Raw genomic sequence first — 26,517 nt, 5'->3', positions numbered from 1 at the left:
GATCTACTTGTACTATACATGGGCTTAATGTTATAAGTAAAGTTAATATGTCTAATAGTCTATATAAGGAGAAATTATATGATTAGCAAGCTGGATTTATATAAGGTGTTTTGCATCGTCGCAGAAAGCGGAAGTTTTTCAAAAGCAGCCAAAGCCCTCTATATGACGCAGCCGGCCGTCAGCCAGGCGATAATGCAATTGGAGCGGGAATTGGATACACGGCTGTTTAACCGGACACCTAAGGGAGTCTCGTTAACGAATGAAGGAAAGCTTTTGTTTGAATATGTCCATTCAGCGATTCATTTAATTGATGTCGGGGAAGAAAAGATCCTGGAATTCAAGAATTTGACGATTGGCGAGCTGAAAATTGGTGTAGGCGATACGATCTCCCGCTATTTCTTGCTTCCGTATTTAGAAGCTTTTCATAACCGGTATCCGAATATTAAATTTAAAATCGTCAATGGCACCACCTCAGAGCTTTGTTCCATTTTAAAATCTGGAGAAGTGGACATCGCGATTTGTAATTTTCCCATTGATGATCCGGCGTTTGAAAAGCTGCCGTGTCTGGATGTTCAGGACATTTTTGTTTGCGGGGAAAAATATAAGCACACCTTGCCGCAGCCATTAGCCTTCCAGCAGTTAGCGAAGCTGCCCTTGATTTTCCTGGAGCCGAGATCCAACTCCAGAAAATATGTAGAGGATTTCATCTTATCCAAGGGCTTGAAAATCTCACCCGAATTTGAATTGGGCTCGCATGATTTATTGCTGGAGTTTGCCAGAATTAATTTAGGAATAGCCTGTGTAACGAAGGAATTTTCGCTTGACTATTTAAATAAAGGAGCTGTGCATGAAATTCAATTATTGGAGGAGATACCGAAGAGAAGCATCGGTATCTGCTTTTTGAAAAGCGTGCCCTTGTCTACTGCTGCGACGAAATTCGTGGAGACGATTCAGCTTCGGGATCAGGGGGCTGGAAGATAGGAACATTCGGCAGGAGGCGTCTGCTTCCTGCCGAATGTGTGATCTGTCGTTTTAGCGGTTGCTTGGGAAATCAAAATTAACTTGATCATGTTGAATGTCGTTTTCCGGCCATCTTTCTGAGATGGTTTTTGATTTCGTAAAGAAGCGGGCAGTATCCGGTCCAAACATATGGCTTTCGCCAAACTTGGAACGCTTCCAGCCGCCGAAGTTATGATAACCCACCGGAATCGGAATCGGCACATTAATGCCGACCATTCCCACTTCAATTTGCTCGGCGAATGTCCGGCCTGCATAGCCATTGTTCGTAAAGATGGTGACGCCATTGCCGTATTCGTGGTTGTTAATCAATTCGATTGCCTCGTCCAGGCTGTTTAGGCGAACGACGATCCGCGCCGGACCAAACACTTCCTCGCGATAAATTTGCATGTCAGGAGTGACATGATCCAGCAGGGTAGCCCCGAGATAGAAGCCTTGGGAATGCGGAGCCTCGGGATGGCGTCCATCTACACATAGCTCGGCGCCTTCTTGCAGGCTTTGCTCAATATACTTGATAACCGTTTCCTTTGATTCCTGTGAAATCAAAGCGCCAAAATCGGCATCCGCATCATTGTAAGCGCCGACCTTCAAGTCTTGGACGCGTCGTTTCAACTTAGCAACGAACGCTTCCGCTGTTTTTTCTCCGACGGGCACTGCTGCGGAAATGGCCATACAGCGCTGGGATGCTGCGCCATAGGCCGCCCCGAGGAAGGAATTCACCGCATGATCTAAATCCGCATCCGGCATGATGATCATATGGTTTTTTCCGCCGCCAAAGGCAGCGACTCTCTTATGGTTGCGGCAGCCTTCCTCATAAATATATTGGGCAATCCGGGTAGAGCCGACAAATGAAACCGCTGGAACATCCGGGTGCTTGAGCAAAGCATCGACGGCTTCTTTGTCACCGTTCACGACGTTCCATACACCGTCCGGCAACCCAGCCTCTTTCCACAGCTTCGAGAAAAACAAAGCGGAGTTCGGCACTTTCTCTGACGGCTTTAAAATAACGGCATTTCCGCAGGCGACCGCCATCGTTGCCATAGCGACAGGAACCATAAACGGAAAGTTGAAAGGGGAAATGGCTGTTACTACACCAAGCGGCTGCTTAATGGAATAAGCATTAATTTCGCCGCCGACATTGACAGAATACTCTCCCTTGAGCAGATGGGGAGCATTTATCGCTAAATCAACGGATTCTAGTCCTCTGCTAATCTCCCCCTTGGCATCCGAAATGGTTTTGCCGCTTTCGAGTCCGATTAACTGGGCAAGCTCCTCCGTTTTCTCGACGAGCAGGCTTCTAAAGCGATGGATGATCTCCACCCGTTGAGCGACAGGCGTTTTCTTCCAGCCGGCAAAAGCATTTTTAGCTATGGCCACGGCTTCATTGACTTCCTCTGCTGAAGCGTATGGGCATAGAACCATGACTTCCCCCGTTGATGGCTTAAATACTTTTCCAAAGCGCCCGCTCGTTCCCTGCTTCATTTCCCCGCCAATAAAATGAGTGATTGTTTGTACGCCAACTAATTTTTCCATCTGTCTATTTCGCCACCTTATATATTATTTTTTGTAAAAAAACGCTCATTCACTAGTCTATACAGCCAGCTGCCGGTAAATGATAAGAATTGCTGATTGCAAGAAAGCTAGTTATAAAGGGTGATAGCTGCCGCTGACCGCATCAACGATCAATTGCTGCTGTCCGTGTGCAGCCCGCCTGTACTGCGCCAGCCAAAACGGCCGGTAAAATAAGGAGCTGTCCGCTAAGTGAAGACGGGGAACCGTAAGGAATTTTGTTTTTTGAGAAAGTGTATGAATGATAAAGTTCTCTGCCAGCCTTTTTGCCTCATCCTTTGCTACGGCAACAGGAAGCATCCCGCCCTCCTTCGCCGGAGAAGGGGAAAATTCAGGCTGAACATCGGCCAATGCGCCCTGTCCGCTCAGCGCATCAATTGTGCACGCCACTTTTCCGTTCAGCTTAAGCAGGCTTTTAGCGCGAAGGGTATATTCGAAAAAGTAGTAGGGGTAAAGAATCATTTGGCTAATTTGCACCTTTGCGCGGCGGTCATATTGCTGCAGCCCCCTAAGTACTTCTTCTTGAGCCAATACAGGTTTTTGAGCCAATATGGACGTCATGAGCAGCTCTCCTTAATAGCTCTCCGCTTCCTTCGCCAGAAACTTAGATATATTTTTGGCTTCCGGCGCTAAATGGCGGGCAATATTTTGGTCAAATTCCTTTGAGAAAAATCGCTTATTTTTCGATTGTTCAAAAATGTCCTGTATCCGCTGGGAAGGCTTGTTCCCAAATTGGCTGCCGATGACCATGCCCAGCAAGGAAACCGTCAGGCCCGCCAAAAAGGGATGGATGGCTGTAGCCGCTTCTAAATTCAGCGAAGTCCAGGCAATGTTTGTGGCAGCGCCGCCGATCATGGCACATAAACAACCGATATAGTTGGCTTTCTTCGAGTAAACAGAAGCCACATAAGGAACAAGGAAGCTGTTGCCGAGTGTGCCGAAAGCAAACACAGCCAATCCAAAGATAGAAGGAGGTTCGTAGATTGCAACGATGATGCCGACAATTCCGCCTCCTAGAATACAAAGTCTGGAGACAAGGATGGTCGTTTGTTGAGTTGCGTTTTGATTGATAAATCGCTGATAGACATCACGGGACAGAATGGTTCCCGCTTGCATCAGCAGTGAATCAGCAGTGGACATCACCGCCGACATGACTGCCGATAAGAGAAGGGCAGCAAATAAACCAGGGAAGAGCGTGTAAGCTAATTGTGTAATCGCCATTTCCGGGTCTTTAATGTCCGGAAGAAGAATGATACTGATCAGTCCGAGAATATACGGAATAAAAATAAAGAACTGGTTCCAGATCGCGCTGATCAGGATAGCTCCCTTAACCGTTTTTGTGCTTTTCATGGACATATGCCGTACCACAACGTGAGGAAGTCCCATGTAGCCGATAGAGAAGATCAGAATGGCGCCTAACACAACACCCCATTGGCCGTAAAAGGCTAAATCTTTCCCCCAGATGCTTAGGTAGGTTGGATCCATTTTTTCAAGAGCGCTATTAAGGCCTGTTAATCCGCCAACATGGAAGTAAGCCAGAAATCCGATTCCCGCCACTCCGAGAACCATAATGACTCCTTGGACAAAAGAGGTGTAGGCAACGGCTAAGTAACCGCCGGCTACTGTGTAGATGATAATGACGCTGATGCCGATAATTAATGACCATTCATATGTAAATCCAGTCAAGGTAGCCATTGCTTTTCCGGCTGCAATAAATTGGGCGCAAACATAGGCGAAGAGGAAGACGATGGAGATCAATGCGCCAATGACGCGAACGCTTGCGCTTTCAAACCGCTTTTCCAGAAATTCAATAGGTGAAAGCGCTCCCAATAATTCGGACATTCGGCGTATCCGCTTTCCTAAAACAGCTAAATTGATAATAGAGCCGCCTGCATCTCCGATTGCATACCAGACAGCATACCAGCCATACTGAAAAGCCAGCGCCGGGGCGCCCATAAACATATAGCCGCTCATAGCGGTCGTTTGCATCGTCATGGCAGTAACCGCCGGACCGAGCGAGCGGCCTCCGAGTAAATACTGCTCTGAGGATTGGGACGACCGGCGGGAGAACCAAAGCCCAATCCCTAACAAGGTGAGTATGTAGACGACGAAAATAATTCCATCCATGCTCAACATGTATCCCTCCTAACTATGATTTTCATTTTCCTCTGCTTCATCTTCCCTTTTCAGCTTAAAGTACAGAATGACTCCTAGACCTAGCCAAATAAAAGGCCAGGGGACAAGCCACCAAAAGGTTTCTGCAGGCAAGTTGAACACGTCATCACCTCCTAACCGACCGCTGACAAATGGTTATGTAGACTATATAACCGATTGTCCAAACGAACAATAGACAAAATGTTATTAAAAATCAGACTATTTCATACAGTTTGTTAGATGGCGCGGAATGGGGTTTAGAATATAGGGAAGAGACTGAAGCGGCGCTTTCCTTCTTACCCGCCTGTTTTAGAAAAAAGAAAGGGACCGGTCCCACCGGTCCTTTGTTCGTTACCATTGCTTCGGCTTGTAATTTAAATCTTTAAAGAGCTGATCACGTTCTTTTGCCGATAAATCCCGCCACTGGCCAAGAGGAAGATTTCCTAAATGGATATTCATAATGCGAATGCGCTGAAGCCTGATGACCTTATATCCGAGGGCTGCACACATGCGCCGGATTTGCCGGTTCAAGCCCTGTTTTAAGATAATATGAAATTCATATTTTGAGGTTTGGATCACTTCGCAAGGAAGTGTTTTTGTTCCCAGGATTTCTACGCCGCTCGCCATTTTTTTCAAGAACTCAGGAGTAATCGGCTTATCGACAGACACGATATACTCTTTTTCGTGATTGTTCTCCGCCCGCAAAATTTCGTTCACAATGTCGCCGTCATTGGTGAGCAGGATCAGCCCGTCTGAGTCTTTATCCAGCCGGCCAATATGAAAAATTCTTAACGGATGGTTCACAAAGTCGACAATGTTGCCTTCGACATGTTTTTCGGTTGTGCTGGTGATGCCGGCTGGTTTGTTTAAGGCGATATAGACGTGATTATTCTCGATATGTACAAGCTCTCCATCCACTCGTACCTGATCTCCCGGTTCTACCTGGCTCCCCATTTCTGCTAATTTGCCGTTAATTGTGACGCGCCCTTCGGCAACTAATTTATCTGCTCCCCTTCTGGATGTTTTGCCCGATTCGCTAATAAATTTATTGATACGCATGTTGATCACAGCCTTAAGTAAGAATTGTATGTCTAAGAATAACTTAATCTTCCGGTTAGTTTCAAGGGCGGCGCTCCTTTTCCTCGAAGCAAATGCCTCTTTTTCCGTTTTTCCGGAATTTTGATTCGTAAGTCTTTCCGGAAAAAAGGAACTTTCCGTTTTTTCGGAAAGGAGAGGCTGGCGGTAAATAAGCATCGGTCAGACAGCAAGCCATTTTTGAAGGTTTGCTGATTGGTATGGTATTTGCATTATCACAAGGAGACGAAGGAGCAGGGGCCCTAGAATAAATGGGAAAAAGACTGGACAATCGTAAAAAAGGGGGCCGGGAAACGCTTGTGCCTATTCTGCTGCTGAGCCAGTAACAGGAGGATAGGAATCATTTCAAAGCGATTGTTTGTAAGCGCTTACTAAAACATCGAATACAGGGGGGATCTAGATGGATTTATTTGTTATTTTATTGTCGCTTGGCCTTCTCATCTTTTTTGCTTATCGCGGGTATTCAGTTATCTTATTGGCGCCAATTTGTGCGCTGCTTGCTGTTTTGCTTGTTGCCCCGCTCCATGTTCTGCCTTTTTTCTCAGGGGTGTTCATGGAAAAAATGGTTGGATTTATTAAATCGTATTTCGCGGTTTTTCTATTGGGAGCGATTTTCGGAAAAGTTGTGGAAATGTCTGGGATCGCCGAGTCTATCGCCAAGACGATCGTCCGCTTGATCGGCGCCAAACGGGCGATGCTGGCCATTGTTTTGCTCGGGGCGATCTTAACGTATAGCGGCGTCAGTTTATTCGTGGCGGTGTTTGCTATTTATCCATTTGCCGCACAAATATTCAGGCAAGCGAACATTCCGAAACGCCTGATTCCGGGTACGATTGCTCTTGGCGCATTTACCTTCACCATGGATGCTCTGCCGGGAACGCCGCAAATTCAAAATGTCATTCCTATTTCCTTTTTTAAAACCGACATTTACGCGGCTCCGGCACTTGGCATAATTGGCGGAGTGCTTGTCCTGGCCACCGGGCTGTTCTATTTAGAGTCAAGAAGAAAGAAAGCCGAAAAAGCCGGTGAAGGCTACTACGGATTTGCCGATGAACATGCGGCTGCAGCAGAAGGCGCGAAAGCTGAAGAGGAGACGGCTTTTCGCCCTGACTTAATGTCACAGCAATCCGTTGCCCGGCAAATCCTGGCCTTTGTTCCGCTGCTGCTTGTCGGTGTAACAAATAAACTGTTCATCACCTATATTCCAAAATGGTATCCGGACGGCTTCGACTTTTCTGCCATCGGCTTGAAGGATTATTCCGTTGATGTAGCAGCCGCTGCTCCGGTCTGGGCGATTATAATGGCTCTGCTTGTGGGTATAGTTACAGCAATCGCCTATGATTGGAAGCGGGTGACACAAGGCTTCAAAGAAGGGGTAAATTCAGCTATTGGCGGGTCCTTGCTGGCAACAATGAACACCGGGGCCGAATACGGATTTGGCGGAATTATTGCCGCTCTTCCGGGATTCGCAACCATCAGCGATGGGATTTCACAAACCTTCACCAACCCGCTCGTGAATGGGGCTGTGACGACAACTACACTGGCCGGGATGACAGGGTCTGCTTCCGGCGGCATGGGGATTGCTTTGGGAGCTATGGCAGATACGTACAATCAAGCGATTGCCGCAGCTAACATTCCGCCGGAAGTGATGCACCGCGTCGTAGCGATGGCCTCTGGCGGCATGGATACGCTTCCTCACAACGGAGCCGTTATCACACTGCTTGCCGTTACCGGACTAACCCATAAGCAGTCATACAAGGATATCTTTGCTGTCACCATTATTAAGACACTGGCGGTTTTCGTCGTCATCGCTCTTTATACATTCTTCGGCATTGTTTAATGAAAGAGTTTGAGTACGCAAGGAGGCAAAAAATCATGAACCAAACATTATCAGGGAAAACAGCCTTTATTACAGGATCAGCCAGCGGGATCGGATTGGAAATTGCCAAGACGTTTGCGCAAGAAGGAGCCAACGTGGTCATTTCCGATTTGAACGCTGAAAAAAGCGGGCAGGCCGCATCAGAATTAAAGGATCAAGGATGGAAAGCAATGGCTGCTCCATGTGATGTGACCGATGAGGAAGCTTACAAGCACAGCCTGCAATCTGCACAGGAGGCATTTGGGCGCGTTGATATTTTAATTAATAATGCGGGTCTTCAGCATGTTGCTCCGATTGAAGACTTTCCGACAGAGACCTTCGAGCGGCTGGTCAAGGTCATGTTAACGGCTCCGTTTATCGGAATCAAGCATGTCTTTCCGCTGATGAAAAAGCAAGGCTTCGGCCGCATTATTAATATGGCTTCGATTAATGGGGTGATCGGCTTTGCCGGCAAAGCAGCTTATAACAGTGCAAAGCATGGGGTGATCGGCTTAACAAAGGTAGCCGCCTTAGAGGGAGCCCAGCATGGCATTACGGTAAATGCTTTATGCCCCGGCTACGTTGATACTCCGCTTGTCAGGGGGCAGCTGGGAGACCTGGCGAAAACCAGAAACGTCAGCCTGGATGAAGCCATTGAAGAGGTCCTCCTGCCGCTTGTTCCGCAAAAACGGCTTTTGACCGTGGGGGAGATTGCCGATTATGCTGTTTTTTTGGCCAGCGATAAAGCAAGGGGAGTGACCGGGCAAGCCGTGATACTGGATGGAGGCTACACCGCCCAATAAAAAACGAAAAAGGATTCCTGCTCGATGGATGAGAGCAGGGATCTTTTTTTCGTTAAGGTCTTTATTGAACAAGGAAATTTATGGGTAAGGATTTGTTATAATAAGCAAATGAATGCAAAAGAGGGGGACGGCAAGATGAAGCGGATATTTGAAAGAATACCGGCAAGCTGGTATGAGCAAATGATCAATCTATTAGCTGAGAGAGTCGTTGTTGTCGACCGCCACGGAGTTATTTTATACATTAATGAACCATATTGTGAGTTTATCGGCACAACGGTGGAGGAAGCAGCGGGCCGCCCGGTGCAGGAGGTTATTGAGAATTCGCGCATGCATATTGTTGCCCAAACGGGAGAAACCGAGCTGGCTGCCCTGCAGTCCATTAACGGCAGCGAGATGATTGCCAATCGGTTTCCGCTATTTGAAGATGGAGAAATTGTCGGGGCCGTCGGCAGCGTGATGTTCCGGAATCCTGAAGAATGGCAGATGTACAAAACGAAAATACAAGGTCTGGTTGAAGAGCTGAGCTATTACCAAGCGAAAGCGCAAAAGGACTTGCAAAGCAAATACAGCTTTAACGATTTAATTGGGGACAGCCCGGCCTTTCTTGCTGCCAAAACGCTTGCTGAAAGAATTTCAGGAAGCAATTCTTCTGTTTTGCTGATAGGCGAGTCCGGCACAGGCAAGGAGTTGTTCGCCCATGCTATCCATCACCGCAGCACGAGAGCATCCAGCCCCTTTGTCGCCATTAATTGCTCCGCGATTCCGGAGCACCTCCTTGAGTCCGAGCTGTTTGGCTACGAGGACGGGGCTTTTACGGGAGCAAAAAAAGGCGGCAAGCGCGGGCAATTTGAGCTGGCTCACAAAGGCACGCTGTTTTTGGACGAAATCGGCGACATGCCGCTTTCGATGCAAAGCAAATTGTTAAGGGTCTTGCAGGAAAAAGAAATTTGCCGGGTAGGCGGCCAAAAGTCGATTCCTATCGATGTGCGGATTGTTGCAGCTACCCACCGGGACATTGAAAAAATGGTGGCAGAGGGACAATTCCGCCAAGACCTGTACTATCGCTTAAATGTGATTAAAATCGACATTCCGCCGTTAAGAGAGCGGAAAAAAGATATCCCAGCGATTGCGCAATATTTGCTGAAACAGCTTGAGCCGAGGTTTTACCGTCATAGTCTGAAATTATCTCCAGAAGTGATGGAACGGCTAGCTGGTCATTCCTGGCCGGGAAATATCCGTGAGCTGGAGAATGTATTAGAGCGCTCCATCAATGTGCTGGATGGCAAGCTCATTCAATTATGCCATCTCCCCTTATATTTGCGCGATCAAGAAGCTGAAGGCAGCGGCGGAGACGAAAGAAAGGGGGATAGCAGCCCCTGCTCTGAGCAGGCGGCTCCCTTGTCCATTCTGCCGCTCAAAGAAGCGATGGCTGCTATGGAGAAACAGGCGATTCAACGGGCCTTAGCCGCCGCGCAGGGCAATAAATTAAAGGCAGCTGAGCTGTTGCAAATCAGTAAAACAAGCCTGTATGATAAATGCAAATTATATGGCCTTCACTCGTAAGCAGCGATTCACAGAGAAGATCAATATTGCTTGGACTGGTCTTTGCCGGGAAAGAAGGCTCGCTCCATTTTCTCAATGGCCGCCAGAAATCTTTTCACAGCATTAAGACTAGGGAGTGTCAGATAAACCATGGATGCTGTAAAAATGCCAATGACTGCTCCGATCAGAACGTCTGCCGGATAGTGCACTCCAACCCAAATGCGCGAAAAGCCGACAAGGAGCGCCAGCAGCATCCATAAAATTCCCCAGCGCTTATGAAACAAGAAAAACGTCATGCAAAAAGAAAAGAACAAAATCGTATGGTCACTTGGAAAGGAATTATCCACTGCATGGTGGATGAGTTTGTTAACATCGGGCAGTTCCGCAAAAGGCTGGTGATTGGAATGGAGCTTGCCGGCTACCTTTCCAATGAATTCTGCCGCTGCAAAAGCCATAAATCCGCAAAGGATCATCATGCGATGGGTGCGGTTCCTGGTGAACCAAAACAAGAGGATGCCAAGAGCAAGCGCGACAACCATATACTCAGCAATAAATGCCATAGCTGGATTAAGCTGTGTAAACTGCTTGCCTAAATCGTTAATTGACCGAAACAGGTTTATATTCATTTCAAATAAATTCATGGAAAGGCTTCTCCTTTTTCCTTAGGCGATCCTGGCATGGCCTGCCAAGATCGCCTGTATTTAAAGAGAAGTATAGGCTATTTAAAAAGAGGAAAAAATTTGATTAGCTTTCATTTCTCTTACATTTTTGTAAGGCTCATCAGCAAATAAAGCTGCCCGAGGAAATTTCCCCGGGCAGCTTTTTCTCTTTGCTATATGCCTCTCCTGTCTAAGCGACGCTATTCCAGTCGGAAATATCATCCTCAAGCGGCAGCTTGTTTGCCCGTGCCTTTTTAGCAGCGTGGAAGAAGAGGGCAAGGAGCAGCACTGTGCCGATCGTGCTGCCAATCCAGGAGGCGGTCATGGACAAGCCGAATCCGATCGGTGCATTCAAGATGTAGGCAAGCACCATGACAAGCATGAAGGTTCCCGGTATGAGCGACACCCAGTAATTTTTGCGGGCAATGTACAAATACATAGCGCCGACAAATAAGGCGATGACCGCTGTTGACTGGTTGGCCCAGCTGAAATATCTCCACAGGATATTAAAATCAATTTGCGTCAGCAAGACAGACAGCACAAACAGCGGCAAAGCAATCCACAAGCGGCTCGAGAATTTCTTTTGAGAAATAGTCAGATACTCAGCAATAATCATGCGGGCGCTTCGGAAAGCGGTGTCTCCGGAAGTGATCGGCAAAACAACGACTCCGAGCACAGCCAGCGTTCCGCCGATCGCGCCCAGCATCGATGCAGATACTTCGCTGACCACCGCTCCCGGCCCGCCTGCCGCAAGCACTTCATTCAATCCGCCATAGCCGTTGAACAAACTCATAGCTGCCGCCGCCCAGATCATAGCGATAATGCCCTCCGCGATCATCATGCCGTAAAAAATCTTCCGGCTTTGCTGTTCATTTTGCGTGGTCCGCGAAATCATCGGTGTTTGCGTAGCATGAAATCCGGAAAGCGCCCCGCAAGTTATGGTAAAAAATAATAAAGGAAATACAGGGGCATGATCCGGATGAAAGTTCCTTAAAGAAAGCTCTGGAATCGGAGCGCCTGTCACGACTAAGCCAATCCCCACTCCGAGTGCGCTGATGATTAACAGAGCGCCGAAATAAGGATACAGCCGGCCGATAATTTTATCCACTGGCAGCAGAGTCGCTAAAATATAATAAGCAAAGATAGCTGCAATGATGAGACTTAACGCGACCTTGCCATTCATTAATGCGTGAAGCAGGCTCGCTGGTGTAGATACAAACACGGTTCCGACTAATAAAAGAAGCAGGATAGCAAAAGCATTGACTACATGCTTCATGACCTTGCCGAGAAATTTGCTTGCCAGTTCAGGCAGATGGGCTCCGCGGTTGCGAATGGAAATCATGCCCGTTAAATAATCATGGACGGCCCCGGCGAAAATACAGCCAACTACAATCCAAATAAATGCTACGGGACCGTAGAGCGCCCCCATAATCGGCCCGAAGATTGGGCCTGTGCCTGCGATATTTAACAGCTGGATCAAGGAATTTTTGGGCGTGCTCATCGGCACATAGTCCACTCCGTCGTTATTTACGTAGGCCGGTGTCGCCCGTTCAGCTTTCACCCCGAAAATAGTTTCGATCAACTTGCCGTATGTGAAGTAACCTAGAATTAAAAGGGCAATTCCTGCTAGAAAGGTATACATGCTTCTCCCCCTTATTCATTAATATGAATGCGCTTACAAATATAATTATAGTAAATATATGGAGAGAAAAGAGGGGGATGAGAGTAAAAATTGTAAAATCCTTCTTTTTAACTAGTGATTCCTATTTTTTCAGAATATGAATCGCCGCTGCCTATGGTTCCTCCTATTTTATGAAAAAATCTAAAGGATGAACCCTTTCTTGTTTTTGTGTATAGTAGACTTAGATTCATTCGTAACAGAAATACCCATATACTTCTAAAAAATAGCAAAAGAGGTTACTGGAATGACGACTATTTTTACACGCAACAATGTGACAGTGACAGGCAGTGGAGAAAAGACCATTCTATTCGCCCATGGATTCGGGTGTGATCAAAATATGTGGCGGTTTGTCGCTCCCCAGTTTGAAAAGGACTATAAAGTGGTGTTATTTGACTATGTTGGTTCGGGCAACTCAGATAGGACAGCTTACAATGAGGAGAGATATGGAACGATCCAAGGATATGTGGAAGATTTGCTCGAAGTTTTGGACGCACTGCAAATAAAGCAGGCCATATTCGTTGGCCACTCTGTCAGTGCCATGATTGGCATGCTCGCATCTATCCAAAGACCTGATTGCTTTGAATGCTTAATCATGGTTGGGCCATCCCCGCGCTATTTAAATGATGGGCCGGAATATTTTGGCGGGTTTGAACGGGAGGATGTCGAGGAATTGCTCGGTATGATGGAAATGAACTTTGTTGGATGGGCCAGCTATCTAGCCCCTCTGGCCATGAATAATGCGGACCGTCCTGCATTGACGGAAGAATTGAAGACGAGTTTTTGTTCAGCGGACCCGGCCGTGGCCCGAAAGTTTGCAGAAGTGACCTTTTTTTCTGATCATCGCGAAGATTTGCCTAAGGCACAAACTCCTTCACTGATTTTGCAATGTTCAGAAGACAGCATCGTTCCTCTAGAAGTCGGCCAGTATTTGCATCGCCACCTTAAAAACAGCACATTTCATTTAATGGAAGCAAAAGGGCATTATCCGCATTTGAGCCATCCGCAGGAGACTACAAATTTGATTAAAGACTTTCTTTCACAGCTTCAAGGGAAGTCGGTTCAGTGAAGGGAGGCCTGCCAATGGATGAGCGGCTGAATCATGCCCCATGCGGCTATGTCTCCATTACGAACCGCGGCATCATTATGGCTGTCAACGAAACATTTCTAAACATGTTTGGCTATGACCGCAAAGATGTACTGGATCATCATATTGAATCAATGATGTCTATGGCAAACAAGTTTCTTTTTCACACCTACTTTTATCCATTTATTCAGTTATACGGCTATGTGAATGAAATGTATTTAACATTAAAGTCCAAGCAAGGCGACAGCATCCCTGTTCTTGTAAATGGCCGGAGCCGCAGAGGTGATGAAGAGGAAATCATAGATTGTGTATTCATCCAGATGAGCAAAAGAATTGATTACGAAAAAGAGATTCGCAACGCCAAAACAAAAATCGAAGAAGCTTACCGGCTGAAGGATGAGGCGCTTGGCAGGCTGGAAGTATTGCATCGTGATATTGAATTGAAACAAGCGGAACTGATCAGATTAAATGCTGAGTTAGAAACGTTAGCAGTAACAGACGCACTAACCGGATTGAAAAACCGGCGCTACTTTATTGAGAAGCTTGATGCCTACATGGAGCGTTTCGCCGCTTCTCATATGCTTTTTTCTGTTTTAATCCTTGATGTCGATCACTTTAAAAAAATAAATGACACCCAGGGTCATCTTGTTGGAGACCAGGTTTTGCGGAAGCTTGCGCAAATAATGGAAGCGAACCTGGAGGAGCCTGCCCTTGCCGCCCGCTACGGCGGGGAGGAATTTATTGTTCTTTTGCCGGGGATGGATGCCCGCCAATCGAAGCAGGCTGCGGAAGACTTGCGGACGGCGATCGAACAGGACTCATGGGAGGAGTGTGCGGTTACAGTAAGCATTGGGGCAGCGACTGTTACTTCCGAGGATACAAATATTTCAATTTTGGCAAGAGCGGACCAAGCCTTGTATCAATCTAAGAACAACGGCCGAAATTGTGTGACGCATGCAGCGGACGGGCTGCATCATAAGTGAAGGAATAAAGCTGCTGTGCTGTTTGCAAAGCAGCTTTATTTTTCATAACCAATGCGCTGGCATTTCATCTTTAGATGCACGATCAATCAGCGCTTGGACATTTTTTATTCGCGCTGCGGCAAGCAGATTGAAAAAACAGGGACGCAATAAGCTGAAAATTAAAGTAAATAGGATAAAAGAAAGGTTGCAAAGAGCGGTTCGAAAAGTCTAACATTTTAAGTAACAAGGCCAATGATCAGTGGAGAAACATCTAGTTGATCCATTGAAGGATAGGGCATTTAAAAATAGGAAAAAAGAGGAGAAGATCTTTACTTGGGATATTATGATGAATTTTTCAGCAAGCTTAGACGTATGGGACTATATTAGTCTGTAATTGCCATTTTATTCGATCACTAAGCCAAGCAATGGGGGACACTAAATGACGAAAGAGCAAACAAGATATTCTCGACTTGCCAATATTACAAAGCTAATAAACTCAAAGTTAGATTTAAGGGAGGTGTTAGATCAAGTAACGATCGCCATTTCCGAAGAAATTGTCCAGTGTGACTCCGTCGGAATCTATTTGCCGCAAAAAGATGGAACGTTTAGAGGCTATGTGGGGGAAGCCGGATTTTATTAACGGCATGACCCTTGATATGCATGTGGTTGATACTGAAATAGATTTGTTGGCCAAAGAAGTTATCGAAACACGAAAGACAATTTATATACCAGATACATCACAAGACGGCCGTCCGGACGCGAGAGCGGTCAACGGATTTAAAATACAATCATTGCTTGCTCTTCCGATCTCCTATGAAGATGAGTTGTTCGGGCTTGTCTTTTTGTTCGATTACGGCACCCCAATGAATTTAACCGAAACAGAGATTCAAACCGTTGAAGCTTATGTTAATATGGCTGCTGTTGCGATCCGCAATACAGTTAATTTGACCCGCAAAGAAAATCTCATCGCTGAAAAACAACTGCTGTTGGATGTGACACGCGAACTGTCAATGTGCTCCACCATGCAGGAGGGAATAGATAAATGTTTGTTTTACGTCGGCAAGGTATTGGATAATTATAACGTCGGCGTCCATTTGCTTGATCCGTTAGCTGGAAGAAACATCAGGCCGACACGGCTGAGCAAGGACAGCGACTGGACGGAAGAAGACTGGATGCAGACTCATAGCCGAATGACGATTGATGAGACGAACGACGTATTAATTCGGGAGGTGATAGCAACCAAAAAAGCGCTGCTTATTCCTAACGTATTTGCTGATGACAGGCCGAATCATGCCGTTTGCCGGAACTTTGGCATCAATGGGCTTTTCATTCTGCCATTGATCTCCATGGGAAAAGTATTAGGCGTAATAGCTGTTGCCAACTTTGAGGAGAAGGATATGATTTACTCCGAAGCGGACAGACAGCTGGCTCAATCGGTGGTAGATGCCACCGCCTCGACACTGGCTAATTTGTTGTATATGGAAAAACAAGAGGTTATCATCGAAGAACGAACGTCGGAAATCAGAATCAAAAATAAAGAGCTTGAAAGAGTCATCACAGAATTGCGGCAGCTGAGCCGCGAGAAGGAACTGATTTTGAATTCAGCCGGTGAGGGCATCTTCGGTTTGGATCTTGAGGGCAAGGTGACCTTTTGCAATCCGGCTGCCGAGTCGATGCTCGGCTATGAGAAGGGTGAGCTGATCGGAAAGCCTGAAGAGGTTATTTTCAGCAGGGACGAGCCGGAAAAGGCGGAAACAGATAGCACGCTGCACTATTCTGAAGCAGATCAAAAGTTTGTTCGCAAAGACGGCTCCGGTTTTCCCGTTGAATATGTCATTTCTGCTATGTCAGAAGGGAAGGAAGTCATCGGGGAGGTCGTGACATTTAAAGATATTACCCAGAGAAAGCAAATGGAACAGGAAATTGAGTACCTGGCTTTTTTTGACAATGTCACAAACCTGCCTAACCGTGTCCTGTTGAATAACCGGTTAAATTACGAATTATCTTATGCGCAAGTAAATAATGAGCGGCTCGCTGTCTTATATTTGGATTTAGACCGTTTTAAGATGATTAATGACAGTCTTGGGCATAGCTATGGCGATTTATTGCTTCGGGATGTGGCCAAGCGGCTGAGCGACAGCATTCCAAAGAAGGCAGTCGTATCGCGGCAGGGCGGCGATGAATTTACCATTATTTTGCCGGGCATTCAAAGCAATCAGGATGTGCTCAAGGTGGTAGAGCAGGTCATTTCCTTTTTCGACAAACCTTTTTATTTAAAAGGGAATGAAGTCTATATTAAGACAAGCATCGGCATCAGCCTGTTTCCTGAGCATGGCGATACAGCGGAAATGTTAATTAAAAATGCAGACGCCGCGATGTATAAATCGAAAGAAATATCAGGGAATAGCTTTCACTTTTTCCGGAGCGGAATGGACAACCGAACGCTGGAAAGCATTAAGTTTGAAAATGCGCTATATAAGGCTTTAGACCGCGACGAGCTAATTATCTACTATCAGCCTCAAATAAACAGCAGAACGGGCGATATAATCGGGGTGGAGGCACTGCTGAGATGGAATCATCCGACAGAAGGCTTCATCTCGCCGGCTGACTTCATACCGATTGCGGAAGAAACCGGCTTGATTGTGCCGATCGGGGAATGGGTTTTGAGAAATGCCTGCAAACAAGTAAAAGCCTGGCATGATCGCGGTTACCCGCTCATCAGCGTATCAGTTAATCTATCGGTCCGGCAGTTTGAAGAGAATAATTTATTCCAAGTGATCAGAAACATTTTAGAAGAAACGGGGCTTGAGCCTCAGTTTTTACACCTGGAACTGACAGAAAACCAAATTATTAAAAATACAGAGGCTACCTTAAAAACAATGGAGCTGCTAAAGAAATTAGGAATCAATATCGCCATTGATGATTTTGGGACAGGCTACTCCTCTTTAGGCTACTTAAAGGATCTGCCGATTAGCACTTTAAAGATTGATAAATCATTTGTCGAAGATGTGATGACCGATAAAGATAACGCGGCCATTACCAATACGATTATTGCTTTGGCACAGAATTTACATTTGAATGTGATCGCGGAGGGCGTGGAAACAAAAGAGCAGGCTGATTTTCTATCTTCGCGAAATTGCTACTTGATGCAAGGGTACTTTTTCAGCCGTCCATTGAAGGCTGAAGATGTCGTCCGACAGTATTTTTATTCGGAGAACTAATTCTAAACGAATGGGGGAAGATGTGATGAAAGCTGTTCACACAGTATTGCAGTATCTAAGAGGTATTGGAATTAAGCATGTATTTGGTATTCCGGCGGGCTCGGTTAATGCATTTTTTGATGAGCTTTATGATATGCCTGATATTACCCCGGTCATTGCTAAACATGAAGGGGCGGCAGCTTATATGGCAGCTTCTTACGCTAAGTATTCCAAACAGCTGAGCGTATGCATCGGCTGCAGCGGACCGGGGGCCACGAATCTTGTTACCGGTGCCGCTAATGCTATGCGTGAGCATTTGCCGGTGCTTTTCTTAACTGGTGCTGTTCCTGTAAATACAGTTGGCCTCAATGCTTCCCAAGAATTAAATGCAGAGCCGATTTTCCGGCCGGTTACTAAGTACAGCATCACCGTAACCGATGCTAAGGACTTGCTGGCTGAAGTCGTAAAAGCGACAGAGATTGCTGTATCAGGGGTTCCGGGACCTGTTCATATTGCGATGCCAATTGATGTGCAGCAGGGGATGGCAGAGAATGCAGACATTCCTTCCCTGCCTGCAAGAACACCCATGATCCCTGATAGTCAGTTAATCAAAACCACAGCAAAAGAAATCGCGGCAAGAGAAAGCGGCTATATCTTTGCCGGACAAGGGGCGAGAGATTCTATCGAGTTAGTTACTGAACTGGCAGAGCTATTGGATTGGCCAATTGTTGTGACACCTCAAGCGAAAGGGCTGATCCCAGATAATCATCCTTTGCTTGCCGGCGTATTCGGGTTTGCAGGCCATGAGTCAGCCTCCGCTTTAATGAATGACGGTGAAGGAGAAACCTTGTTGATTGTCGGCTCAAGCCTGGGGGAGACCGCTACCAATAATTATAACGAAAACCTGACGAAGAATCGTTTTACCGTGCAAATGGACTTTGATAAGTCAGTGTTCCACCGGAAATATCCTATCGATCTTCCTGTGTTGGGCGATATTCACGTAAGTTTATCCGCCTTAATACAAGAATTGAAAGAGCTCGGCCTGTCCAAAAAGGAAAATCGCCCAATTGAAAAAAGCAGCGAGTTGCCAAACATAGAAGAGTATAATACAAAAAATGTGCTCTCGATGCTGCAGCATTATTTGCCGTTGACAACGAGGTACACGGTGGATATTGGTGAATTTATGTCTTATGTGATTCATCACATGAATGTGTTCGACTCTCATACTTATGACATCAATGTTCACTTTGGGGCAATGGGCAGCGGCATTGGATCAGCTATCGGTTCGAAGCTGGCAGAGCCGGAACGCCCGGTCGTATGCATTACTGGCGATGGCTGCTTTTTCATGCACGGGATGGAAATTTTAACAGCCAAAGAGCACCGTCTGCCTATTCTATTTGTTGTAATGAATAATGCGCGCCTAGGAATGGTTTACCATGGCCATACATTGCAGTATCACCGTTCCCATTCAGCGTTTGAGCAGCAGCCGGTCAATATTGCGGCTCTGGCGGAAGCTATGAATATCCCAAGCTTCCGAATTGAGAGCATGGAAGATGTAAATCAAGAGGCGATCGAGCGCTTAACTGACCTGGATGGTCCCGCTCTTTTAGAAGTTTCTTTAGTTGATAATAATATTCCGCCAATGGGAGATCGAGTGAAATTTCTCTCATCTTTTTCAAAATAAGTTCGTTTAAGCTGTTTGCGGCCCAATTAAAAAAGGTTTCCTTTGTTCCCATGCAGGGAGCGGACAAAGGAAACCTTCTTAAATGAGGCGGCTTTCACAAGTGGGACAGCTGCTGTTGAATCACTTCACCAATGGCTCTCATTGTTTGTCCCTTAAAACTGTCAGAAACCGCTTGGCCATCTGGATTGGAGAAATAATAGCTTCCTGTTTGTTCATCGCAGCAGAACCCGAGGCGCGATAACGAACGCTGTAATTCAACCGGCAGTGCATGAAGGCCGGTTTGTTTGATAAAGTATTCGGTCGGAGAAACTCTCACATCCGCATCCTTGTTTGCTGTATCGACAACAAATAAATCTGTATCGTGCTGAATGATCCACTGTCCTTTGGAATACAAAGAGATTCTTGCTTTTTCTAAGGCTGAAATAGCGGTTAGGTTCACGCCAAACAAGTGGTTAATCATCGTGCGTGCATCATCGCCTGTTAGCACAGGTCCGCAGTCAGCAAGGTATGAATGGATGGCTGTTCTAGACGGAGACATAGCAGAGCTTACGGTAGTTTGCAGGTGTTTTTGTGCTTGCGGCAAGACAGGCGCAGCCTCCAAGTCGATGCCGAAGCTTTTTTCGACTGCTTGGCAAATCTCCGCGGCGCCTGGCGGTGAACGAAATGAGCAAAGATAACTGTCCATCATCTCAGCTTTTGTCATCGTATTGAGTTGGCTATCTAGATCCATATCAGCAACAGATCCTTTCAGCTTTTTTCGTAATGCTTCTTTCATTTTTCCCTTTATTTCGGATGAAAGATCAACCGAATGGACTCCTGGCATAGAAAACTCCTATTAAAAATCAACAATTAATTACAATTATATCACAACTATTCGAAAAAATGGTAAATAATAATCACAACGAACGACCTGATTCGGCAAAATGTCTTAAATCTGTGAAAAAACAGACGTTCGTAGGGTTTTGCTTTGTCATTCCTTTGCATACATGGTAAGATTCCTTAACGATAGAAAGGGCAAAGTTCCAGCGGCAAAGGAGTCTATGACTAATAAATACAGACCATATTGTGCTAAATTAGAATACATAATAACCGATGAGAACAAATAGGCTTTGTTAAGCGGCGTTCCAGAGTTTATTCGCTCCGGTGCCGTTAAAAGAGCAGTTTTTAAATTAATCTATTATTTATCATCATAAGGAGGGAGAGCACATTCATTATGAAATCTATTACGGTTGAAGATATTGTTCGCAGGTTCTCATTAGAAGTACTGGCGGGAGAGGATCAATTGCAGCAGAGGATTGAGAAATCACAGACGCAGCGTCCAGGCTTAGAGTTCATCGATTATTTCGATTTTTTCCCAAGCGGACATGTTCAAGTGCTCGGCAACAATGAAATTAATTACTTACATAGATTAAGCGATAGTGAAAGCAAGCTGCGAATCGGTAATATCGTGAAATATCATCCGCCGTGTATTATTGTTACAGCCCATGAAGAAGAACTGATGTACTTGCCCCAATACTGCACAGAGGAAAAGATCCCTTTGCTTCGCACCCATGAGTCGACTTATGAGTTCGTCGGCAAGCTTGACGCCTATTTAACAAAAACGCTGGCACAGGAAATTGCAGTGCATGGTGTGTGCGTGAACGTCTCGGGGATTGGCATTTTGCTGCGCGGAAAATCGGGCGTAGGAAAAAGCGAGACAGCACACACACTCATTGGCCGGGGACATCGTCTCGTCGCTGATGATATCATCGTGCTTAAAAAGCTGAGTCCGCAGACCTTGCTTGGCACGCATAATGAAAAAAACAAAGAATTTCTTGCTTTGCGCAGCGTGGGGCTGCTGAATGTTGTGCGGCTATATGGAAGAAAAGCGTTTCAAGAGGAAACGCGAATTGCGCTCGATATTGAGCTCACGAAGTGGCAAAACAACTCATTGAATAATGAGCTGGAGGTTGAGACCAAGTTTACAGACTACATGGGTGTTCGCGTGCCCCATATTCAAATTCAGCTCCAGCCGGGCCGTGACGTAGCAGGCTTAATCGAAGCGGCAGCCAACAACTGGTATCTTCAGCAGCAAGGCTACAGCGCGGCTGAAGAGTTTATGAAACGGATTGAATCGGAATTTGCTGATTCCGGCCAAAAGCAATAAAAGCTGAATGTTTCCAAGGTCCAATCAAAGACAGATGCGTCCTTTCGCGGGTACGTCCTGTCTTTTTTCTTCACTAAGCCGCTTTCTGCAGGCTTCATCTAAATATGTTGCTGATGGGGGACGAGAAAATGGGACGAAAAACAAGCTTTTTTACGGGGTTTCCAGGGTTTATTGCTTCAAAAATAATTGAAAGGCTGATGATTGAGGAGCCGGGGATGCAATTTATCCTCCTTGTTCAGGCCAGCCAGTTAGAGAAGGCCGAACATCAAATCCAAACCCTCTGCCAAAAACTCTTTCAGCCGCCGGACCGCTTCACGCTGATTGCCGGAGACATTACTATGCCGAATTTAGGGATGGAGGAAGGCCTTCTTTCCACATTAAGAACGGACATTACCCATGTGTTTCATCTTGCTGCGATTTACGATTTAGCGGTTCCGCGGGAGGCGGCTTATCGTGTCAACGTAGAGGGAACAAGAAATGTGAATGACTGGTGCTTGCAATTAGAGCACATTGAAAGGTATATATACTTTAGCACGGCCTATGTATCTGGCAAAAGAACGGGAAGAATATTCGAAAGTGAACTGTCATGCGGACAGGCTTTTAAAAACTTTTATGAATCGACGAAGTACGAGGCAGAAGCACTTGTTCAAGCGGTTCGCAGCCGGCTGCCGGTCACGATTATCCGGCCGGCCATCGTGATGGGCGATTCAAAGACAGGAGAGACAGACAAGTTTGACGGTCCGTATTTCATTATGAGATTTCTTGATAAGTTTGCCCGGCTGCCTATTCCTTACTTGGGTAAAGGAGAGGGTCCTTTTAATTTAGTTCCGGTCGACTATATCGTCGAGGCTGCTTGTTTCTTGGCGATGGACCCAATCGGAGAAAACAAAGTGTATCATTTAACGGACCCTGAGCCTTATCAAGCAAAGGAAGTCTACCGGCTGATTTGTGAGGCATTGACCGGCAAAGCGCCCCGGTATACGGTTTCGCCGTCTGCAGTTGCTTCTTTGCTTGCTGTTCCTGCTTTTCGCCGCTGGGTGATGGTAGAGAAAGAAACGATCAATTATTTTTTATTGGAGACGGAATATGACTGTTCCCAAGCCTTAAAGGATTTGCAGGGAACAGGGATCACTTGTCCTGATTTCGCTGATTATATTTCCATTGCTGTCCGGTTTTACAAAGAGCATCGGCAAGATCATAATAGAACGATACAGATCCACTGAGGAGGAAAAGAGATGACATGGACAGTCAGAAGTCCGGCAACGAAAGAGGTTATCGGAACCCTGGAAGAAACCAATGGGGAACGAATCAATGAGATGTATGCAAGCGCTGCCCAAGCATTTTCAACCTGGTCGGGGCTGCCGATTTCCGAAAGAATTCGGTTTCTAAGAAAGGTAAGGCTTCAGATTATTGAGGAACTCGATCAAATTGTGAAGGTCATCAGTGATTCAACTGGAAAAGTATCAGTTGAGGCTTTGACAACAGAGGTTATGACAGTGGTTGATTCCATTTCCCACATTGAAAAAAGAGCGGCTGCCGCCCTGAAAACAAAAAGAGTGAAAACGCCGCTCACGTTCATTGGCAAGCGTTCTTATATCGAATATAAGCCAAGGGGGACGGTGCTCGTTATTTCCCCATGGAATTTTCCGTTTCAGCTTTCCATGATTCCGATCGTGGAGGCGCTGGCCGCTGGAAATGCCGTGATTTTAAAGCCGTCAGAAGTGACGCCGCTGGTCGGGCGGCTGATTGAAAAGCTGTTCACACAAGCGGGCTTGCCTGATGGCCTTTTGCAAGTCGCCCATGGCGGCAAGGAATTAGGCGCCGCCTTGGTGAAGGGAAAGCCGGATTTTATTCACTTTACCGGTTCCGTGCGGACTGGGAAAATCATTCAAACAGAGGCGGCTAAACAACTGATCCCGACACTTCTGGAACTGGGCGGCAAGGACCCGATGATTGTTTGCGCGGACGCCAACCTGGAACGGGCCGTTCAAGGGGCCTTATGGGGCGGATTTACGAATAGCGGCCAAGTATGCATGTCGGTTGAACGGGTGTACGTGGATAAGTCGGTTTATCAGGAGTTTGTTGATCGCTTGGTGGAAGCGGCGCAGCATTTAAGGCAGGGAACAGCTGCCGATAGTGATATCGGCTCGATGACCTTTCCGCAGCAAACAGCCATTATTAAAGAACACGTCACAGAGGCGCTCGACAAAGGGGCAACATTGCTTGCCGGCGATCACCCCGACAAGTGGGAAGAGGGTCAGATGTTTATCAAGCCGATGATCTTGACAAATGTGAATCACGGCATGGCGGTTATGCAGGAGGAAACGTTTGGCCCGGTTTTGCCGATTATGGCTTTTGAGACGGAGGAGGAAGCAGTCGCTTTAGCGAATGATACCCGCTTTGGCTTAAATGCCAGCGTTTGGACGGCGGATCTTGAACGCGGCAAGCAAATAGTCTCCCGGCTCATATCAGGCAACGCCGTCATTAATGACGTGATCATTACGGTAGCTAACCCCTATCTTCCATATGGAGGAGCCAAGGAGGGCGGAATCGGCGCTTATCATGGAGACGTCGGCATGCAGGGCTTTTGTGTCCAAACAGCCGTGATGGTTGACAAGGGACGCAGAAAGAAAGAAGTGAACTGGTTTCCCTATGAAGGAAAATATGAGTTGTTTGTACGCTTAATCCGCAGTTTTTGGGGGGAAAACAGAAACTGGCGCGGATTTCTGGCGGCATACCGGCAACTGTTGAAGAAGGAATCGAGAAAATAGCGCACTGTGGATATAATAAGGTGCAAATGAATGGAAAGGAGTATGGATAGGTATGACTGAACAGTGGAAGCTGGCAACTTTTGCAGGAGGCTGTTTTTGGTGCATGGTAGCTCCGTTTGATGAACAGCCGGGAATTAAAGAGGTGGTCTCCGGATATACCGGCGGCCATACGGAAAATCCGACATATGAAGAGGTCTGCTCAGATCAGACCGGACATTATGAAGCGGTACAAATTACTTTCGATCCGGCGGTTTTTCCTTATGAAAAATTGCTGCAGCTCTTCTGGCAGCAAATCGATCCCACAGATGCCGGCGGGCAGTTTAATGACCGGGGGCTGTCTTACAGAACGGCGGTTTTTTACCATGATGAAGAGCAAAAAGCTATGGCGGAAGCCTCAAAAGCGAAATTAGCGGCAAGCGGGCGCTTTTCCAAGCCGATCGTTACAGAAATCCTTCCTGCCGGCCCGTTTTACAGGGCGGAGGAGCGGCACCAGCATTACTATAAAAAGAACTCTTTCCACTATAATCTTTACAAAGAAGGATCGGGACGGGCTACATTTATTCGCGATCATTGGCAGAACCAGAAAACCGATGAGCAGCTGCGAAAGGAATTAACGCCTCTTCAATATGAAGTGACAAGAAACAATGCGACAGAGCCGCCTTTTCAAAATGAATACTGGAACCATACAGATGAGGGGATTTACGTTGATATTATTTCAGGAGAGCCGCTGTTCAGCTCGACGGATAAATATGATGCCGGCTGTGGCTGGCCAAGCTTTACAAAGCCGCTTCGCCGCATGGAATTATCGGAAAAGCTTGATACCTCGCACGGCATGCGCCGAATAGAAGTGCGAGCCAAAACCTCCGACTCTCATTTAGGGCATGTATTTGATGACGGTCCCGGCCCCGACCATGCCCGGTATTGCATCAATTCGGCCGCTCTCCGCTTCGTGCCCAAAAGCAAGCTGGAAGAGGAAGGATACGGGGAATTTAAACGCTTGTTTGAATAAGGGGAATAGCAATGAATGAAAAAGAATACGACCGTCTGCTTAAGATTGAAACAGGCGGCACGTGGGAATGGCTGTATCAGTCGCTTCATTATAACCGCTATGAAGCGACTCCTTACGACGCGATCGACCATTTATTTGAGGAGTACGAGCTGAAAAGAACCGATGGAGTAGTTGATTTCGGCTGTGGAAAAGGGCGGCTCGTATTTTATATCCATCATCGTTTTCACGCGCGTGCAACAGGTATCGAAATTAATGGACAGCTGTATCAGGAGGCGCTTGAAAACCAAGCCCGCTATTTGAAAAAGAAAAAGCGGGCGGACAACGCCGTCCGTTTTGAATGCTGTCCGGCAGAAGAATATGACATCGAAAAAGAAGAGAACAAATTTTACTTTTTTAATCCTTTTTCGGTGCAGATTTTCATGAGAGTCGTGCATCATATTTTGCGCTCGGTGGAAGAGCATCAGCGCCCGGTTGATCTTATTTTGTACTATCCAACCGCTGAGTATATTCAGTTTCTGGATATGTACACTTCTTTTCAGCTGTTAAAGGAAGTGAAAATCCCGGAATTGTACGAGAAAAATGAAAATGAACGCTTCCTGGTTTTCCGTTACGAAGGATAGCCGCTTCTTCAGCATCCAGAATAGAAAGAGATTGACAAGAGATAATATTTAAATTATTCTGAATGATATAGCGGATGACGATTGTGGGAGAGTGCGCACCGTGCGCCACCGAAGGAGCAAGTTCCAAAAAACACCCTTGGAATTAATCTCTCAGGTAGAAGAACCACAATGGGACGCAACTCTGGAGAGCGCGTGTTAGTACGCCACCAAAGGGGAAGGCTCTATCGGGGGATGGGGTTAAACTCTCAGGTAAAAGGACAGAGAAGGGATGATACCCTTTTCTGTCCTTTTTTGCGTGCAGAAAAGGGATGGAGGGGAGGCTGCCGGAGAGAAGATGGCACCAAAGGAGCAGCATGCAACGATTAAGCTGGCGGAACCGGCTAGGAACGAACTAAACATCCGACTGCGGGCAGAACAGCATTTTCCTAGAATTGACGCGGAGCTTACAGGAGGATGCGGACTGTCTGTAAAGTTTGTGCTGGCATTTGATGAACCGCGCCGGAATGACAAGGTGCTGGATTGCGGAGGAATTCCCATTCGCATCGACCGTTTTACGGCACGTTATTTAAAGGAAGAAGTACAGGTCAATTATACGGCGGAAAGCGGGTTTTATGTGGCAGAGCGCTTTACTTCAAGCGGGTGTGCCGCAGAGTAAACGCCTAA

The 26,517-nt window shown here is 46.5% G+C and carries 21 protein-coding genes, 1 pseudogene and 2 riboswitches; of the genes and pseudogenes, 14 read left to right on the top strand and 8 right to left on the bottom strand.

The annotated features are described in order from the left end of the window. Positions 1 to 78: 78 nt before the first annotated feature. Positions 79 to 981: a LysR family transcriptional regulator gene (locus BBA02S_RS06230; RefSeq protein WP_041113687.1), complete on the top strand. Its 903-nt coding sequence runs from the start codon at positions 79 to 81 to the stop codon at positions 979 to 981. A gap of 51 nt (positions 982 to 1,032) precedes the next feature. On the opposite strand, the gene BBA02S_RS06225 is transcribed toward BBA02S_RS06230, so the two are convergent. From BBA02S_RS06225 to rluF, 5 genes are all read right to left on the bottom strand, one after another. Next, the gene (locus BBA02S_RS06225; RefSeq protein WP_041095615.1) at positions 1,033 to 2,550 is read right to left on the bottom strand and encodes a CoA-acylating methylmalonate-semialdehyde dehydrogenase; all 1,518 of its coding nucleotides are present in this window, start codon (positions 2,548 to 2,550) and stop codon (positions 1,033 to 1,035) included. Between the two features lie 111 nt (positions 2,551 to 2,661). Continuing rightward, complete coding sequence (locus BBA02S_RS06220; protein WP_041095613.1) at positions 2,662 to 3,147, bottom strand: hypothetical protein; 486 nt, start codon at positions 3,145 to 3,147, stop codon at positions 2,662 to 2,664. A gap of 12 nt (positions 3,148 to 3,159) precedes the next feature. Continuing rightward, positions 3,160 to 4,722 (bottom strand): sodium/proline symporter, encoded by a 1,563-nt coding sequence (locus BBA02S_RS06215; protein ID WP_052477299.1) that lies wholly within the window; start codon positions 4,720 to 4,722, stop codon positions 3,160 to 3,162. 9 nt (positions 4,723 to 4,731) lie between these two features. After that, positions 4,732 to 4,863, bottom strand: coding sequence for a hypothetical protein (locus BBA02S_RS21260; RefSeq protein WP_255211745.1), 132 nt, complete (start codon positions 4,861 to 4,863; stop codon positions 4,732 to 4,734). A gap of 228 nt (positions 4,864 to 5,091) precedes the next feature. After that, positions 5,092 to 5,808 carry a 23S rRNA pseudouridine(2604) synthase RluF gene (gene rluF, locus BBA02S_RS06210; protein ID WP_174521400.1) on the bottom strand — a complete coding sequence of 239 codons (717 nt, stop codon included), beginning with the start codon at positions 5,806 to 5,808 and terminating at the stop codon, positions 5,092 to 5,094. Positions 5,809 to 6,235: 427 nt separating this feature from the next. Here rluF and BBA02S_RS06205 point away from each other — a divergent pair, with 427 nt between their 5' ends. From BBA02S_RS06205 to BBA02S_RS06195, 3 genes are all read left to right on the top strand, one after another. Next, positions 6,236 to 7,675, top strand: coding sequence for a GntP family permease (locus BBA02S_RS06205; RefSeq protein ID WP_041113688.1), 1,440 nt, complete (start codon positions 6,236 to 6,238; stop codon positions 7,673 to 7,675). Positions 7,676 to 7,710: 35 nt separating this feature from the next. Continuing rightward, positions 7,711 to 8,496, top strand: coding sequence for a 3-hydroxybutyrate dehydrogenase (locus BBA02S_RS06200; RefSeq protein WP_041095609.1), 786 nt, complete (start codon positions 7,711 to 7,713; stop codon positions 8,494 to 8,496). A 135-nt stretch (positions 8,497 to 8,631) separates the two neighbouring features. Next, entirely contained in the window at positions 8,632 to 10,059 is a 1,428-nt protein-coding gene (locus BBA02S_RS06195) for a sigma-54 interaction domain-containing protein (protein ID WP_041095813.1), read from the top strand. Between the two features lie 20 nt (positions 10,060 to 10,079). On the opposite strand, the gene BBA02S_RS06190 is transcribed toward BBA02S_RS06195, so the two are convergent. Then, the gene (locus BBA02S_RS06190; protein WP_041095607.1) at positions 10,080 to 10,679 is read right to left on the bottom strand and encodes an undecaprenyl-diphosphatase; all 600 of its coding nucleotides are present in this window, start codon (positions 10,677 to 10,679) and stop codon (positions 10,080 to 10,082) included. 208 nt (positions 10,680 to 10,887) lie between these two features. Further along, entirely contained in the window at positions 10,888 to 12,339 is a 1,452-nt protein-coding gene (locus tag BBA02S_RS06185) for a carbon starvation CstA family protein (protein WP_041095606.1), read from the bottom strand. Positions 12,340 to 12,622: 283 nt separating this feature from the next. Between BBA02S_RS06185 and BBA02S_RS06180 the strand changes: the two genes are divergently transcribed. The 4 genes and pseudogenes from BBA02S_RS06180 to BBA02S_RS06165 all read left to right on the top strand — a co-directional run bounded on the left by BBA02S_RS06180 (position 12,623) and on the right by BBA02S_RS06165 (position 19,308). Further along, positions 12,623 to 13,444, top strand: a complete 822-nt coding sequence (locus BBA02S_RS06180) for an alpha/beta fold hydrolase (protein WP_041095605.1) — start codon at positions 12,623 to 12,625, stop codon at positions 13,442 to 13,444. Positions 13,445 to 13,458: 14 nt separating this feature from the next. After that, entirely contained in the window at positions 13,459 to 14,445 is a 987-nt protein-coding gene (locus BBA02S_RS06175; protein WP_041095604.1) for a sensor domain-containing diguanylate cyclase, read from the top strand. A gap of 418 nt (positions 14,446 to 14,863) precedes the next feature. Beyond that, positions 14,864 to 17,645 (top strand): annotated as a pseudogene (locus BBA02S_RS06170) (sensor domain-containing phosphodiesterase). Positions 17,646 to 17,670: 25 nt separating this feature from the next. Then, on the top strand, positions 17,671 to 19,308 hold the full coding sequence (locus BBA02S_RS06165) for a thiamine pyrophosphate-binding protein (protein ID WP_041113689.1): 1,638 nt from the start codon (positions 17,671 to 17,673) through the stop codon (positions 19,306 to 19,308). Between the two features lie 94 nt (positions 19,309 to 19,402). Here BBA02S_RS06165 and BBA02S_RS06160 read toward each other — a convergent pair whose 3' ends face one another. Then, positions 19,403 to 20,131 (bottom strand): hypothetical protein, encoded by a 729-nt coding sequence (locus BBA02S_RS06160; RefSeq protein ID WP_052477300.1) that lies wholly within the window; start codon positions 20,129 to 20,131, stop codon positions 19,403 to 19,405. Positions 20,132 to 20,521: 390 nt separating this feature from the next. Here BBA02S_RS06160 and hprK point away from each other — a divergent pair, with 390 nt between their 5' ends. The 6 genes from hprK to BBA02S_RS06130 all read left to right on the top strand — a co-directional run bounded on the left by hprK (position 20,522) and on the right by BBA02S_RS06130 (position 26,509). Next, entirely contained in the window at positions 20,522 to 21,454 is a 933-nt protein-coding gene (gene hprK, locus BBA02S_RS06155) for an HPr(Ser) kinase/phosphatase (RefSeq protein WP_041095601.1), read from the top strand. A 128-nt stretch (positions 21,455 to 21,582) separates the two neighbouring features. Further along, positions 21,583 to 22,677, top strand: coding sequence for an SDR family oxidoreductase (locus tag BBA02S_RS06150; RefSeq protein ID WP_041095600.1), 1,095 nt, complete (start codon positions 21,583 to 21,585; stop codon positions 22,675 to 22,677). 12 nt (positions 22,678 to 22,689) lie between these two features. Then, positions 22,690 to 24,225 carry an aldehyde dehydrogenase family protein gene (locus BBA02S_RS06145; RefSeq protein ID WP_041113690.1) on the top strand — a complete coding sequence of 512 codons (1,536 nt, stop codon included), beginning with the start codon at positions 22,690 to 22,692 and terminating at the stop codon, positions 24,223 to 24,225. A 52-nt stretch (positions 24,226 to 24,277) separates the two neighbouring features. After that, positions 24,278 to 25,234 (top strand): peptide-methionine (S)-S-oxide reductase MsrA, encoded by a 957-nt coding sequence (msrA, locus tag BBA02S_RS21730; RefSeq protein ID WP_041113691.1) that lies wholly within the window; start codon positions 24,278 to 24,280, stop codon positions 25,232 to 25,234. 11 nt (positions 25,235 to 25,245) lie between these two features. Continuing rightward, positions 25,246 to 25,854 carry a class I SAM-dependent methyltransferase gene (locus BBA02S_RS06135; protein WP_041113692.1) on the top strand — a complete coding sequence of 203 codons (609 nt, stop codon included), beginning with the start codon at positions 25,246 to 25,248 and terminating at the stop codon, positions 25,852 to 25,854. 74 nt (positions 25,855 to 25,928) lie between these two features. Further along, positions 25,929 to 26,030, top strand: a riboswitch (glycine riboswitch). Beyond that, a riboswitch (glycine riboswitch) is annotated at positions 26,031 to 26,125 on the top strand. Between the two features lie 63 nt (positions 26,126 to 26,188). Then, positions 26,189 to 26,509, top strand: a complete 321-nt coding sequence (locus BBA02S_RS06130) for an iron-sulfur cluster biosynthesis family protein (protein ID WP_052475033.1) — start codon at positions 26,189 to 26,191, stop codon at positions 26,507 to 26,509. The last annotated feature ends 8 nt before the right edge of the window (positions 26,510 to 26,517 follow it).

Origin of the sequence: Bacillus badius NBRC 15713 (genome assembly GCF_001591605.1) — a bacterium.
Classification (GTDB): domain Bacteria; phylum Bacillota; class Bacilli; order Bacillales; family Domibacillaceae; genus Pseudobacillus; species Pseudobacillus badius.
The sequence above is the reverse complement of the archived record's forward strand: the minus strand, read 5'-3'. Positions and strand labels throughout refer to the sequence as shown.